Annotated in this window: 11 protein-coding genes; 4 read left to right on the top strand and 7 right to left on the bottom strand. The window is 68.3% G+C overall.

Annotation, left to right across the window (positions count from 1 at the left end):
- Positions 1-32: 32 nt before the first annotated feature.
- Both menD and ABLE94_RS01085 read right to left on the bottom strand, forming a co-directional pair.
- On the bottom strand, positions 33-1,691 hold the full coding sequence (gene menD, locus ABLE94_RS01090) for a 2-succinyl-5-enolpyruvyl-6-hydroxy-3-cyclohexene-1-carboxylic-acid synthase (RefSeq protein ID WP_348807813.1): 1,659 nt from the start codon (positions 1,689-1,691) through the stop codon (positions 33-35).
- 46 nt (positions 1,692-1,737) lie between these two features.
- Positions 1,738-2,619, bottom strand: a complete 882-nt coding sequence (locus tag ABLE94_RS01085) for a type IV toxin-antitoxin system AbiEi family antitoxin domain-containing protein (protein WP_348804970.1) — start codon at positions 2,617-2,619, stop codon at positions 1,738-1,740.
- Positions 2,620-2,870: 251 nt separating this feature from the next.
- Between ABLE94_RS01085 and ABLE94_RS01080 the strand changes: the two genes are divergently transcribed.
- The 3 genes from ABLE94_RS01080 to ABLE94_RS01070 are packed head-to-tail and all read left to right on the top strand — an operon-like array spanning position 2,871 to position 5,989.
- Positions 2,871-3,494 (top strand): class I SAM-dependent methyltransferase, encoded by a 624-nt coding sequence (locus ABLE94_RS01080; RefSeq protein WP_348804971.1) that lies wholly within the window; start codon positions 2,871-2,873, stop codon positions 3,492-3,494.
- A 49-nt stretch (positions 3,495-3,543) separates the two neighbouring features.
- A complete protein-coding gene (locus ABLE94_RS01075; RefSeq protein ID WP_348807812.1) occupies positions 3,544-4,626 on the top strand; it encodes an AbrB family transcriptional regulator in 1,083 nt (360 codons plus the stop codon).
- Positions 4,627-4,657: 31 nt separating this feature from the next.
- The gene (locus tag ABLE94_RS01070) at positions 4,658-5,989 is read left to right on the top strand and encodes a saccharopine dehydrogenase family protein (RefSeq protein ID WP_348804973.1); all 1,332 of its coding nucleotides are present in this window, start codon (positions 4,658-4,660) and stop codon (positions 5,987-5,989) included.
- Positions 5,990-6,619: 630 nt separating this feature from the next.
- On the opposite strand, the gene ABLE94_RS01065 is transcribed toward ABLE94_RS01070, so the two are convergent.
- The 5 genes from ABLE94_RS01065 to ABLE94_RS01045 form a co-directional block, all read right to left on the bottom strand.
- The gene (locus tag ABLE94_RS01065; protein ID WP_348804974.1) at positions 6,620-7,276 is read right to left on the bottom strand and encodes a PaaI family thioesterase; all 657 of its coding nucleotides are present in this window, start codon (positions 7,274-7,276) and stop codon (positions 6,620-6,622) included.
- A 44-nt stretch (positions 7,277-7,320) separates the two neighbouring features.
- Positions 7,321-7,500: a hypothetical protein gene (locus tag ABLE94_RS01060; RefSeq protein WP_348804975.1), complete on the bottom strand. Its 180-nt coding sequence runs from the start codon at positions 7,498-7,500 to the stop codon at positions 7,321-7,323.
- Between the two features lie 74 nt (positions 7,501-7,574).
- A complete protein-coding gene (locus ABLE94_RS01055) occupies positions 7,575-8,798 on the bottom strand; it encodes a GNAT family N-acetyltransferase (RefSeq protein ID WP_348804976.1) in 1,224 nt (407 codons plus the stop codon).
- Positions 8,795-10,327 carry an oligosaccharide flippase family protein gene (locus tag ABLE94_RS01050; RefSeq protein WP_348804977.1) on the bottom strand — a complete coding sequence of 511 codons (1,533 nt, stop codon included), beginning with the start codon at positions 10,325-10,327 and terminating at the stop codon, positions 8,795-8,797. The genes ABLE94_RS01055 and ABLE94_RS01050 overlap by 4 nt, the downstream gene beginning before the upstream one ends.
- 22 nt (positions 10,328-10,349) lie before the next feature.
- Positions 10,350-11,681 (bottom strand): polysaccharide pyruvyl transferase family protein, encoded by a 1,332-nt coding sequence (locus ABLE94_RS01045; protein WP_348804978.1) that lies wholly within the window; start codon positions 11,679-11,681, stop codon positions 10,350-10,352.
- A 348-nt stretch (positions 11,682-12,029) separates the two neighbouring features.
- Between ABLE94_RS01045 and ABLE94_RS01040 the strand changes: the two genes are divergently transcribed.
- A complete protein-coding gene (locus ABLE94_RS01040; RefSeq protein ID WP_348807811.1) occupies positions 12,030-13,610 on the top strand; it encodes a hypothetical protein in 1,581 nt (526 codons plus the stop codon).

Below are 13,610 nucleotides of genomic sequence, written 5' to 3'. Positions count from 1 at the left end.
GGATACGTCGCCGCCCCACCGACCCCGCGCCGCTACCGCAGCCGCGCCACGATGCCCGCGTGCACCGCCCGCAGTCGCTCCCGGTCGGTGACCACCTCGATCACCTCGATGCCCTCACCACCCGGCTCGGCCAGCACCGCCGACACCTCACCCACCTCGACCCGCCGATGCGGCAGATGAAAACCCGCGCACAACGACGCCAGGTCCGTCCGGTGCGGCGTGCCGAAGACCCGCTCGTACGCCCCCGCGTACGGGCCACTGTTGAACCGCGGATCCCCCTGCTCGAGCAGCCCGAAGATGCCACCCCCGTCATCATTGGCAACGACGATCCGCAACGATGTCGGCCGCGGCTCCCCCGGTCCGACGATCAGTCCGGTCGCATCGTGCAGGAACGTCAGATCCCCCATCAGGGCGACGGTCCGCGCGCCCGGATGGTCGATGTCGTGCGCCAACGCCGCACCGATCGCCGTCGAATTGGTGCCGTCGATCCCGGCGACACCCCGGTTCGACAGCACCCGCACACCCGCCGGGACCCGCCCGGCGAGGGCGATGTCGCGGATCGGGTTGCTCGCGCCCACCACCAGCTGATCGCCCGGCGCCATCGCCGCGCTCACCGCCCGCGCCACATGCAACCCGGTCGGCGCGCCACCCGCATCCAGCTCGGCGTCGACCGCCCCGAGCGTCCGCTGATGGATCTGCGCACACTCCTTGAGCCACTCCTCACGCGGTTCGCCGACGGCCTCCACCCGCGTGCCCGTCGCGTACACATTGCCCGACACATCCGGCCATCGCGGGCCGGTGGTCACCGCGTACACCTGCACGTCCGGGTCGGCCAGCAGGCGTGACACCCCGCGGTGCAGCGTCGGCCGGCCGCAGATGATGGCCTGCCTGGGTGTGAGCGTGTCGAGCGCGAGGGGATGCAGCGGCGTCGACGGATGCGGTGCGGTCGGCTCGGCCACCGTCGGCACACCGGCCAGCTCCGGATACCACCCGGCACCGTGACCTGCGACGACGACGGTGTCGACGGACAGATCGATCGGCAACGGGATGTCAAGTTTGCCGACCGGCGCCTGCGTCCACGGCAACCCGCCCGGTCGGCCGGCGAACTCGCCGAACGCGTCGTCGGGTTCGGACCCCGGCCCCGGGACGAGGGGTTCACGCAGCGGGATGTCGAACTGCACCGGCCCGGCGTTACCGGTGCGCGCACCGCGCGCCGCGGCCAACACACGCCCGACCGCCGAACGCCACTGACTGTTCGTGTCGACGTCGGCCTCGGCCAGTCCCAGACTGATCGCCGCCCGCACCTGCGTGCCGAAGATGCCGAACTGTTCGACGGTCTGATTGGCCCCCGACCCGAGCAGCTCGTAGGGCCGGTTCGCGCTGACCACCACCAGCGGCACCCGCGCATAGTTCGCCTCGAAGACCGCCGGACTCATGTTGGCCACCGCGGTACCGCTGGTCATCACGATCGGCACCGGCCGCCCCGACGACGCCGCCAATCCCACCGCCAGATATCCCGCCGACCGCTCGTCGATCCGCACATGCAACCGCAACGACCCGGCCACGTCCGCGGCATGCAAGGCGAACGCCAGCGGCGCGTTCCGCGACCCGGGGCACAGCACCGCTTCCCGGACACCGCCGCGCACCATCTCGTCGACGATCACATGCGCCTGCAGGGTCGAGGGATTCATGCGATCCAGCGTAGTAGTGCCCGCACGAGGGCCCCGGTCGCGGCGGTCAGTCATCGGTCAGTCGACGATGGTGCCGCTCGTTCTGCAGGATCTGCTCGATGTCCTCGACGGTCTCCTTCCACCCATACAGGACGTCGTCGTAGGTCAGGCGCAACGGATCGAGTCCTTTGGTGAGAGCCTTACGATCCCGTCGGCGGTCCTTGCGGTAACTCTCCAGGCTGGTGTGGTGAAGCTCGCTGTCGCATTCGATGAGCAGGTTCTCCACCCGGAGGTCGACCAATCCGACCCTGCTGATGGGCGGTTGCACGATCACCACGTAACCGAGCCGCCGCAACCGCACCCGGACGATGGTCTCGGTCCCCGACATCGACGCCGGATCGCACTCTTCGAGGAGCATCCTCATGTACTCGTCGACGCCCGGCAGCATGGCGATCAGCCACTCCACGTCCAGGCCGTGCATGTTCATCACCGAATCGCAGACCACGATCCAGTGCTCGTCGGTCATGCAGTGCGCCGCTGCTGCCAGCGCCACCATCAGCGGATCGAGGATCGTCGTAACCGGGGTCGGTGACCCAGGTGGCCGGCAGCATCCTGCCCATTGACGAGTCGCCGCCTTCCCCGTCCGGACATGCAGTTGGTCGTAGCCGGGCGGCACCCAGATCCCGTACTTCGTCAACGCGGTCGGCCCGCTCACTGCGCCATACCGTCGCGCTGCGGCGATGGCCTCAAGGTCGGCTCCCGGGGTGGCAAACCATCCGCGCCGGATCTGCTCGAGTTCTTTCCGCCGCACCATTCGCTTGATGTCGGTATCGGTCACTCCCGCCGCGAGCAGCTCCGGTCGGGTGCTGACGCCCAATGTCACGATCTTGTCGATGTTGTTCGTGTTGTCCATGGCCATTGGACGCAGCAGGACCCCGTGTGGCTCCATCGAGTCCAGCTTGGGGATAAGACGATCTCCGAACCGCGTGCGCTCCACCCGGACCCGCTTCACATCAATCCCATCAGACACTGGTGCCTCATCCGCCACATCCGTGTCACGGAGGATCCCCGGGCGCCCACCCCTGTGCCCATTTCTAGACATTCTCGAAGTAGCCCCGCAGCAAAACCCCAGGTCAGCGCGATCTGCTACTGAGCGGGATGTCTAGAAATGGGCAGAGGGTTCGGCCTACCCTCACTTCCATGGCCCCCGGCTTCTATGATCGCCACATTTTGCCGCGTCTGATCAACCTGACCTGCGGTTCGTCGCTCATCCGACCGTTACGAACCACCACCTGCGCCCCACTGACCGGCCGCGTCGTCGAGATCGGGTTCGGTTCCGGACTCAACGTCGCCGCCTATCCCGACACGGTCACCGAGGTCGTCGCCGTCGAACCCTCCGACGACGGCTGGGCCCTGGCCGCCGAACGCGTCAGCACGGCCACCGTCCCGATCACCCGCGCCGGCCTCGACGGCCAGTCACTCCCCTTCGCCGACAACACCTTCGACTCCGCGCTGTCCACGTTCACGATGTGCACCATCCCGGATCTGTCCGCCGCGCTGTCCGAATTGCGCCGCGTCCTCAAACCCGGCGCCCCGCTGTGTTTCCTGGAACACGGCGACGCCCCCGACTCCCGCGTCCAACGCTGGCAGCACCGCCTCGAACCGATCCAGCGCCGCGTCGCCGGCGGCTGCCACCTCACCCGCGACATCCCCGCCGCCCTGACCGACGCCGGCTTCACGATCACCGACATCGACCGCTTCTACCAACGCGGCACGCCCCGCACATTCGGCGCCATGTCGCTCGGCACCGCCCACGCGTCCTGAGCCACCGCACCCCACGCACCTGAAGAACTCCCCGCCTACCCTGGACCCAATGCGCCACCCGACCCTCCTCCGCTGGATCGGGTTGGCACTCCTCACCGCGATGGCCACGGCCCTCCTGCAACTCCTCGACGTCGACGCCGCAGCATTGTTTGCCGGTCTGGTTGTCGCCGCGGTACTGGCCATTGCAGGTGTGGCACCCCGCGCCACCGCCGACAACCCGGACCCACCCGTCATCCCGCGGCCCTTGTTCCTGGCGTCGCAGGGTGTACTCGGCGTGTTCATCGGAACGATGGCCGACCCGGACACCCTCGCCGGACTCGGCTCGGCGTGGCTGCCGGTGCTCGTCGTCGGCCTGGGCACGCTGGCGCTGTCGGTAGTCGGCGGCATGCTGCTCGGCCTGCACAAACAGGTCGACACCCTGACCGGCGCCCTGGCCCTCGTCGCGGGCGGCGCCTCCGGATTGGTCGCGCTGACAAGGGAACTCGGCGGCGACGAACGCATGGTCGCCGTCATCCAGTATGTACGCGTCGCACTGGTCACCATCACCATCCCGCTGATCGCGACCATGGTGTTCCATGCGAGCGCCGACGGTGTGGTGGTCGCGTCCCCGTCGGCCGGTGACCAGGGTTGGGGCCTTCTCCTGCTCGCCGTGTGCATCGGGATCGGCCTGCCACTCGGCCGTCTCATCCACCTACCGGCCGCCGGCCTCCTCGGCCCGATGGCCATCGCGACAATCATCGAACTCACTGGGATCGCCGGCGACGCCGCCGTCTCCGGCATCCTCCTCGGCCTTGCCTACGCGGTAATCGGCTGGCAGGCCGGCCTCGGTTTCACCCTCGACCGCCTGCGTGCCATCGGCCGCGTGCTGCCGTTCGCCATCGTGTTGATCCTCGGCATCGGCGTCGGCTGTGCACTCCTCGGCGTGCTGCTGTCGGCGTGGACCGGGGAGTCGATGTTCGACTGCTACCTCGCCACCACCCCCGGCGGCATCTACGCGGTGCTCGCGGCTGCCACCGCGGCCGGTGGGAACGTGGCGTTCGTCGTCGCCGCGCAGATCCTGCGGGTCCTGTTGATGCTGTTCGTCGCACCCTTCGCCGCCCGATGGGTCGCGCGGCGCGCCACCCCACTGTGATCGGGCTCGCACGGCGACTAGGCTCGCCACCATGACTAGCGGGGAAAGTGTCAGCGCAGACTTCACCGATGACGACGTCACCGAGGAACCCACGGTGGCCGAGAGTGCCGAGCAGTCCGACCGCGAGTTCGACGTCGTCGTCTTCGGCGCCACCGGATTCGTCGGCGCGCTGACCGCGAAGTACCTCGCCGAGCACGCGCCCGCCGGCACGAAGGTCGCCCTGGCCGGGCGGTCGGAAACCAAACTCGCCGACGTCCGACGCCGCCTCGGCGGCCACGCCGCGCACTGGCCGTTGATCGTCGCCGACTCGTCGTCACCGAGTTCGCTGGACGCGATGGTCGCGCGCACCCGCGTCATCTGCACGACGGTCGGCCCGTACCTGAAGTACGGTGAGTCGCTGGTCATCGCGGCCGCCTCCGCCGGCACCGATTACGTCGACCTCACCGGCGAGGTCCCCTTCGTACACTTCGCCATCGACAAGGCCCACGAGACCGCCCAGGCCACCGGCGCCCGCATCGTCAACTCCTGCGGATTCGATTCGGTCCCTTCCGATCTCGGCACCTACCTGCTCTACCGCAAGGTCAGCGACGACGACGCGGGCACCCTCACCGACACCACCCTCATCCTGAAGTCCTTCCGCGGCGGGGTGTCCGGCGGCACCATCGACTCGATGCGCGTGATCGCCGAGCAGGCCAAGGACTCCCAGACCCGCCGTCTGCTGCTCAACCCGCAGGCGTTGTCCGGCACCCCCGGAAACACGCCCAAAGTGGCGATGTCGTCGGAGCCCAGCGACATCGCGATCGTCCGGGCCCGCAACGTCGACCCGTCCCTGCGCGGCACGCTGGCCCCGTTCTTCATGTCCTCGCACAACACTCGCGTGGTGCGACGCTCCAACGCCTTGCTGGACAACGGCTACGGCCCTGACTTCCACTACGCCGAAACGATGAACGTCGGCTCGATCCCGGGTGTCTCGACGCTGGCCGCCGGTGCCGTCGGCGTGGGGGTGGGCGCCTTCCTCGGCCTGATGAGCTTCGGCCCGACGCGCCGCCTCCTCGACAAGGTCCTCCCCGAACCCGGCGAGGGCCCCAGCGAAAAGGCCAGGGACAACGGCTACTTCGTCACCGAAACCTACACGCGCACCAGCACCGGCCGACGCTACCGTTCGACAATCCGCGCGAAAGGCGACCCCGGCTACAAGGCGACAGCCGTCATGCTCGGCGAATGCGCCCTGACCCTGGCCCTCAACCGCGACAAACTCCCCAAGCTCACCGGCGTCCTCACCCCCGCCGCCGCCATGGGCGACGCCCTCGTCGATCGCCTACGCGGAGCCGGAATGACACTGGAAGCCGAAGAGCTGAAATAGGTTTCGCCCGGCCACCGGGCGAGCCACCCGCCGCCGAGCCACCCCCGCCGCCGAGCCACCCCCGCCGGTCGAGCTACCCCCGCCGGTCGAGCCGCTGCGAGCCCCCCAGGGCGAGCAGCGAGTCGAGACCACCGCAACCCGACAACCCAACACTCCCCCCGCTGGCCGAGTGCCGACGAGCCTGCGAGTCGGTGTATCCGCCGGGCCGAGCCTGTCGAGGTCGAGGCCACCTCCGCAACCCGACAACCCGACCAGCCCAACACCTCCCCCGCCGGCCGAGTGCCGACGAGCTTGCGAGTCGGTGTGTCCGCCGGGCCGAGCCTGTCGAGGTCGAGGCCACCTCCGCCACTCGACAACCCGACCAGCCCAACACTTCCCCCCGCTGGCCGAGTGCCGACGAGCCTGCGAGTCGGTGGATCCGCCGGGCCGAGCCTGTCGAGGTCGAGGCCACCTCCGCAACCCGACAACCCAACCAGCCCAACACCTCTCGCAGCCGACAAGTGACCTCGATACGGGCTCCGCAAGCTCCGCCCTACTCGGCCAGCGGTGGGTCCCGAGTGCCGACGTGCTTGCGAGTCGGTGTATCGCCGGGCCGAGCCTGTCGAGGTCAAGCCCACCGTGCTGAAACCCCTACGCCTGCCCCGGCTTCAACGCAATGAACAGCGCGTCGAGCTCGGCACACAGTCGATCACCGTCGTGCAGCGTCCCTTTCACGAAAGCCTTGCGCCCGTCGAGTTCTTCCACCCAGGTGTGCATCCGCAGCGGGATCTCCAGTGGCGTCAGCGACCGGTAGTTCACCGTCAGGTACGCGGTGCGGGTGATGCCCTGAACCTTCAACGCCGATGCCATGCCGCCGAGGTCGTCGAAGGCGACGGCGACGTGCCCGCCGTGGGCGGCCTTGTTGCCGCCGAGATGGAAGGGCCGGAAGGTGACCGCGGCGACCACTCCGTCGGGCCCGCCTTCGGTGATCTCAAAGGGCGGCAGCGTGATGTTGCCGCGGGCCGGCAGGTCGATGCGGGTACCCGCGGGCGTCTGCCACTCGTCGATCTGCACCTGCTCCAGGCGCGCATTCAACCCGCGCATCTGATCGATGAAATCGGCGACCATGTCGTCGGGCGGGCACGCATACCGCGCCAGATCCATCATCCGGCGGATCTCCTCGTTGAGTTCGCCGTACCGCGGCCCACCACGCTCGGTGGTGATGTCCATCCGCCCCCGGAACCCACCCTCGTGGGGTGAATCGTCGTCGGCGGGCTGAGCCCAATCGTTCTGCGGCGCGGAGGTCATGCCTCACACCGTATCGGCGGGCCACATAGGCCACGTCGGCGGCGTCACTCCCGGCGGCGCACCCGACCGGCGCCGACAACGGCATGCGGCCCCGTGGTGTCCTGCGTACGGGTGGCCTCCCGACGATCGCGCAGCCGGATCATCGCACCGATGAGAAGGGCGGTCACCACCGACAACGCCACCCACACCAGGGCGACGAGCAGCACGATTTCCCACACCTTCACCACCCCAGGGTGCCAAAGAAACGGACGAAAGTGTCCCCAATCCGAGGGACACGCGCGGAATTGTCAGCAGTCCCTCAGCTTGCGGCTCGGCGGCTCTCAGGTTGCATCGCGCGATTCCACAGCGCCACGGTCACGCCCCAGAGCTCATGATCACCACGTCGGCCCACCGCATCGGTGTGCTCGATCAGCAGTCCCTCCCGCTCGAAGCCGAGGTCGGCGAGCACATCCGACAACGCCGAATCCGGCACGGAGACCACCGCCACCCGACGCAGCCCCCGTACCGCAAAAGCACGGCTGACCAGCGCATTCACCACCGCGGCCAGTGACCCGTCGGTGCCGGGACGCAAGTTGAACCACGCAGTCACGTGTGAGGAGAGCTCATCGAGTCCCCGTAGTCCGCACACCCCGACCGGGACGTCGTCGACGGTCACCGTGAACGTGGCATCACGTCCGGACCGCGCGGTCAGGACCACCCCCGACGCCTGGACCGGCCGGCCGACGACGCGCTGCCGTCCGATCCTGCCCACCATGCCGCACACGCCGGTGCAGATGGCCCCGAACAGATACCGCAGCCCGTCACCGCCGGTCGACCACCGCCAGTACCGCGGCCACTCGGCCCGCGACATGTGGCGTCCAACAGTGGTGCCATCGGGGTCGAAGTACCGGCTCAGGCTCCGCGTGACGCCCTCGGGGGGCACCGTCGACAGGCGCAGGGTCAGCTGCAGATGGTCCCGTTCGACGCCGTCGGCACCCACCCGGAAGTAGTTCCGCATGAGCGCCTCCTCGCGGAAGCCGCCCTTGCGGCAGGCACCGGCGGCACGGACGTTGCCGACGCACACCGGCGCCGTCACCCGTTCCGCGCCGAGCGTGCCGAACGCGAAATCCGACACCAGGGAACCCGCGAGAATCGCCAATCCCGACGATGCGAGCGTCGAGTCGACCCAGATCCCCAACTCCGCCGACCGGCCCGGCCGGTCGATGTCGGTCAGCGCGCACTGGCCGCGCAGTTCACCGTCGACGTCGATGACAAAACCCACTGACCGTCCCGACCGCGCCTCACTACGGTTGCGCAGGCACTCCCGCAACCACGCGCGGTCGGAATGCCTCTGCTCCCACCGCAGCGGCGAGTACGCCCAGAACGGTTCGATGAGAAGGCGGTCGCGCACCCGGATGTCACGCCAGGCGGCGACGTCGTCAAGGCGCGGCGGACGCAGCACCACCCGATGCTCCCCCATCGGCCACGGACCCAACTGCAGATGCGACAGATCGGGTCCGGACCTACCTCTGATCAGCGTCATTCCCGCGCCCCGATCCGGATGCGTGTCCCGATGAGACGACACACGGCACGCATCTGCGTCGGCATCGCCACCAGCAACGCGGCGGCGTACACCGTCACGAAGAACACACCGCCCACCGCCAGGAACGCGACGCCCACGATGACTCCTCGCGAATCTGAATGCAGCACTCCATGTTCGAGCGTCCATGCGGCCACGGTGGCCACCGTGGCACACAGCAGCGACGGCACCGTGGCCGCGATCACCTCACGCCAGGCGAAGCCGACCATCGGGCGTGCGAGGAACACACAGGTCATACCCACGACGATCGCGGTCACCGAGGCCGACAGCGCCGCACCCCACAGCCCGAACGGACCGATCAGCGCCAGTAGCAGGCCGATACCCAGGATGACCTCAACCGCGGTGTACCAGTTCAGAAGTTGGGTACGCCCGGTCCCCTTGATGGCTTCCTCGCTCACCGAGATCAGGGCCTTGCCGACGCCGAGTCCCGCCATCGCGACGACGACGACGCCCGCATCCCGCCACTGCTCACCGAAGACCACCACCACCGCGGGTTCGCCGAAGGCGATCATCATGCCCGACAGGGCCGCCGCTCCCAGCATCGCCCACTGCAGGGCTCGCAGGAAGGCCGGTTTGAGTCGTTCCGGGTCCGACTTGAGCCGTGAGAACGCCGGAAACAGTGCGATGGCACCGACTTCGATGATCGCGCGTTCCGGCATCGCCGAGACCCGTTGCCCGTAGCGGAAATTGCCGAGGTCGGCCTGGCTCAGGCCGCGGCCCACCACCACCGACTCCACCACCGATTGCACCCGGGCGCCGATCATGCCCAGTACCAACGGCATTCCGTACCGCGCCAGTTCCCGCCACAGTCGTACCGAGGCGCGGCCCCGGCGGGGCCGCCAATCGGTGATCACCCACAGCGTCGCGACCCACGCAACGTAGGACGCATAGAAGCCGGCCACCATCGCCCACACACCCCACCCGGCGGCGGCGGTCCCGACGGCCACCACGGCGTACACCACCGCAACGGTGGGGCCGACAATCAGACGCCGCTTGACGCTGAACTCTCGCTGCAGCAACGCTTCCGGCACATTGGTGAACGAGTACAGGAACAACACACCCGAGGTGGCGGCGGCGATGAGCGCCACCTCACTGCTGTGGAAGGCCCACCCGATGAGCGGGCTCGCGGCCAGGGTGAGCAGACTCATCCCCAAACCGGCGATCGCCGTCACCCAGAACACCGTCTCCGCGGCGTCCTCGAGTTCGTTGTCGCGGTGGATGAGTCCCGAACGCAACCCACCCTCCACGAAGTTGCCGAGGAATGCCGCGACGACGGTGCCGGAGATGAACAACCCGACTTCCGTCGGCGTCAGCAACCGGGCCAGGGCGATGGTCTGGGCCAGGGTGACGATCTCGCCGAACACCAGTGCCGCCGCCGACGCCGCGGCGACATTGCCGACGACGCTCGACATCGACCGTCCGTCGTGTGCCTCGTCTTCTTCGGATACATAGTCTTTCGCGTCGGTGCTCATCGCACCACCCACTCGTCGATGCTCACGTGTCGGCCCGCCCGGTCATCGCGGCGTGTCCCGCCGCCACCGAGTCGAGAAGCCCATAGAGCGTGTCGGTGCTCGCCGCGATCTGCTCGGCTGCCCTGGCCCGCAACGGCTCTCGCACCTCGTGCGCCGAATCCCAGGCGTCGGTCAGCGCACCGGTCAGGACGGCCTCGAGGTCGGGATCGTCGAAGTGAACCACCGTGATCCCGGTACCGAACATCTCGGCGAGGCCGTAGAACTTGTCGTCGTAGTAGGCGGTGGAGGTCAACGCGACCACCGGAATACCTTGCGACAGCGCGAATACCGCAAGATGGTAGGCCCCGGTCAGCACCACTCGACACGCGGTCACACGCTCGATCACCGCCGACGGATGCGCATACTTGTGCGGCATCTCACGCACCTTCGGGTACCCGGCGACCAGTGGCAGCGTCGAGATCCGATCCTGTGACTGGTACTCGGCGATCGCCAGTGGCGCGATCGCCCCGTCGTGTGCGGCGGCGACGGTACGCACGACCCGACCGACGCACTCCTGCGCGGCGAGCGCCACCGGCGAATAGTCGGCCACCCGCAGACACACACCGATATCGGTGCCGACCTCGTCGGTCCGCGCACGATAGGCCAGTTCGATGGCGTCATCGCCGGTCACCACCACCCGGTCGCCTGACACACCCAAGGACTCGAGGAGTGCTGGACCGCGACGGCCCTCGCGCAACGCGATCACCGATGCCGCACCCAACGCGCCCGCCGCCCGTTCCCGCAGCGCGGGATCATCCAGCGGGCCGAGTCCCTGCCCGACCAACGCCACCGGAACACCGTGCGCCACGGCATGTTCCATCAGGCCGAACACGCGATTGGACTGCGCGCGATCGGCGTCGGTGAGGTAGCCACCGCCCAGCGCGATGATCACCGTGGCCGCTTCGGCGGCCGCGAACGATCCGCGGGTCACCGCCACCCGCGGCGGCGGAGGCACCATCTCCTCGGGGCGGCCGATCAGCACCCGCCACGCCCGGCGCAACCGGTTGCGCGCACCACGTGCCTTCTGCGGCAACCACACCCGAACGCACAACACGGCAATCGCGATCGGCCCCACCAGTTGCGGACCGATCTGCTCGGCCAGGTTCTCCCACCACGTCGGCGGACCCCACGGGTCGGCGTCGCCGACGGTGATCGCCTCGACGTCACCGAACAACGCGCGCAACAACATTGGCGAGTCGGTGAGCACCGCCACCCGCGCACCGGGCCACCGGTGACGGATGCGTTCGATGGTCATCTGCATCATCGCCATGTCCCCGTGGTTACGGAGCCAGTACTCGCTGTTCTCGATGAGCACCCGTGGTCTGGTTCCCCCCACGACCACAGATGCCGCAACTTCCCCCATGAAATTCTCCGAACTCTTCTGCCCCGGAGACCTCGGCCTACCTGTGCCGATGCACCCCCCGGCGCTCCCCGGCATGACGGAATGGTCACGCCGTTTCCCCCGCGCCCACTTTACTGTAATGCACAAAAGATGGTTCACTTGTCGGAGGACAGTCCTCGGTGAGCATGTGACACGCGTCTGCGTGTGTCACATCAGGGAGGCACCGACGCTGTCCACACGTCCGGGGGGACGCTGACAAGCGAAGACACAGGATGCCCGATTTTGGGGGGGCCTCCGCGTACAGACGCGAAGGGAAACATCGTGAATACGAGCAGCTTTGCTGCGATCCATTGGGATCGCATCTGGCGGCGACGCTATCTCGTCGCGGCCATAGCGATAGTCATCACACTGGTCGGAACGGTGTCGTCACTGACCACCGCGACCACCTATTCCAGTAAGGCCACTCTGTCGGTTGCGTCACAAACCCGTGCGCCGGAACAGGATTCGTATCTCGCGCAGGGATACATCAACTTCTTCAACGATCCCGCCTACCAGGCCACCCTGCGCAGCATCGCCGCGGTACCCGCGGATGTCACCTTTGTCGCGTCGTTGGCCGGGCCGAGTCCGTTGATCTACATCACCGCCACGTCCACCGACTCCGCACAGGTCGGCCCCGCGGCCGGACAGATGGCCACGGCCTTGGAAAACACCGTGAATGACGCAATGCGGGCAGAACAGGATCGTTCGGTCGCCGCCATCCGCAAACCCTTCGACGACATCCGCAGCGCCAGCGGGGTGATCCCACAGCAATCCCTGGCGCAGTTGGAGGACCGCATCTCTCAGATCACCGGCGACTCCACCAACCAGGTCACCGCACTCGACCTGCGGTCCGAGGTGTCCACCGCCGGTGGACCCAGCCTGATCACCATCGCGCTGGCATTGCTCGCCGGCCTGGTGGTCGGCGCCGGTGTCGCACTGGCCTGCGGCATCTTCACCCGCCGGGTGGATTCCGCGCACGACCTGCACGCGATGACCGGCCTCGAGTCGCTGGCGACGGTACCCACCTCCGAACCGGCCGGCACCCGCAGTCTGCAGCATCTCGCCGTCGCACTCGATCACCGCGCCGACCCCACCACTGCACTGATCGCCTTGTGCGGCACCAGTTCCGACGATTCCACCGCACACGCCGCAGAAGTGGTCGCGCGCACCTGGCGACGCTCCGGACTGCAGGTGGCGATCATCGACGCCACCCACGGCCGTGACGACGACCCGACACCGGAGACCTTCCTCGCCGACGACTCCGAGGACTTCCTGGCCCTCGAACTCTCCGACGACGCACCACCGCCGGCCGCGGCGCTGCGCTCCCTGCTCGACGGAGCTGGTGACCGCTACGATCGCATCCTGATCATCCTGCCGCCCATCACCGAATCCAGTGATGCACAAGTACTCTGCAGCGTCGCACGCGACTGCGTGCTGGTGGTCGACCAGTCACGATCCACCAACGCCACGGTCGGTTCGACCGTGGCGTTGCTCCGACAGGTGGACGCCACCATCCTCGGCACCGTGTTCGTCGAGCATCCGCTCCCCGTCGTCGGGCGACTTCCCCGGTTCGGTACCGGCGGTGAGGCCAGGGCCACCTCGGACACCACGGATGACGTGACCCCACCGGCGGACGACATCGACACGCCGGCAGCCGACATCGACACGCCGGCAGCCGACATCGACACGCCGGCAGCCGATGTCGACGCGGAGAACACCGACGCCGCCGAGTCCGACGCGGACGCAGCCACACCCGACGAACCGGACGTGGCCAGCCACCCGACCTGGCGTGAGTCCCGCGGATCGGATGCGGACGCACACGGGCGCAGCGAACCCGCCATGCAGTCCGCCGGCACACGCTGA

Source organism: Gordonia sp. VNK1 (assembly GCF_040049135.1).
GTDB lineage: Bacteria > Actinomycetota > Actinomycetes > Mycobacteriales > Mycobacteriaceae > Gordonia > Gordonia oleivorans.
The sequence above is the reverse complement of the archived record's forward strand: the minus strand, read 5'-3'. Positions and strand labels throughout refer to the sequence as shown.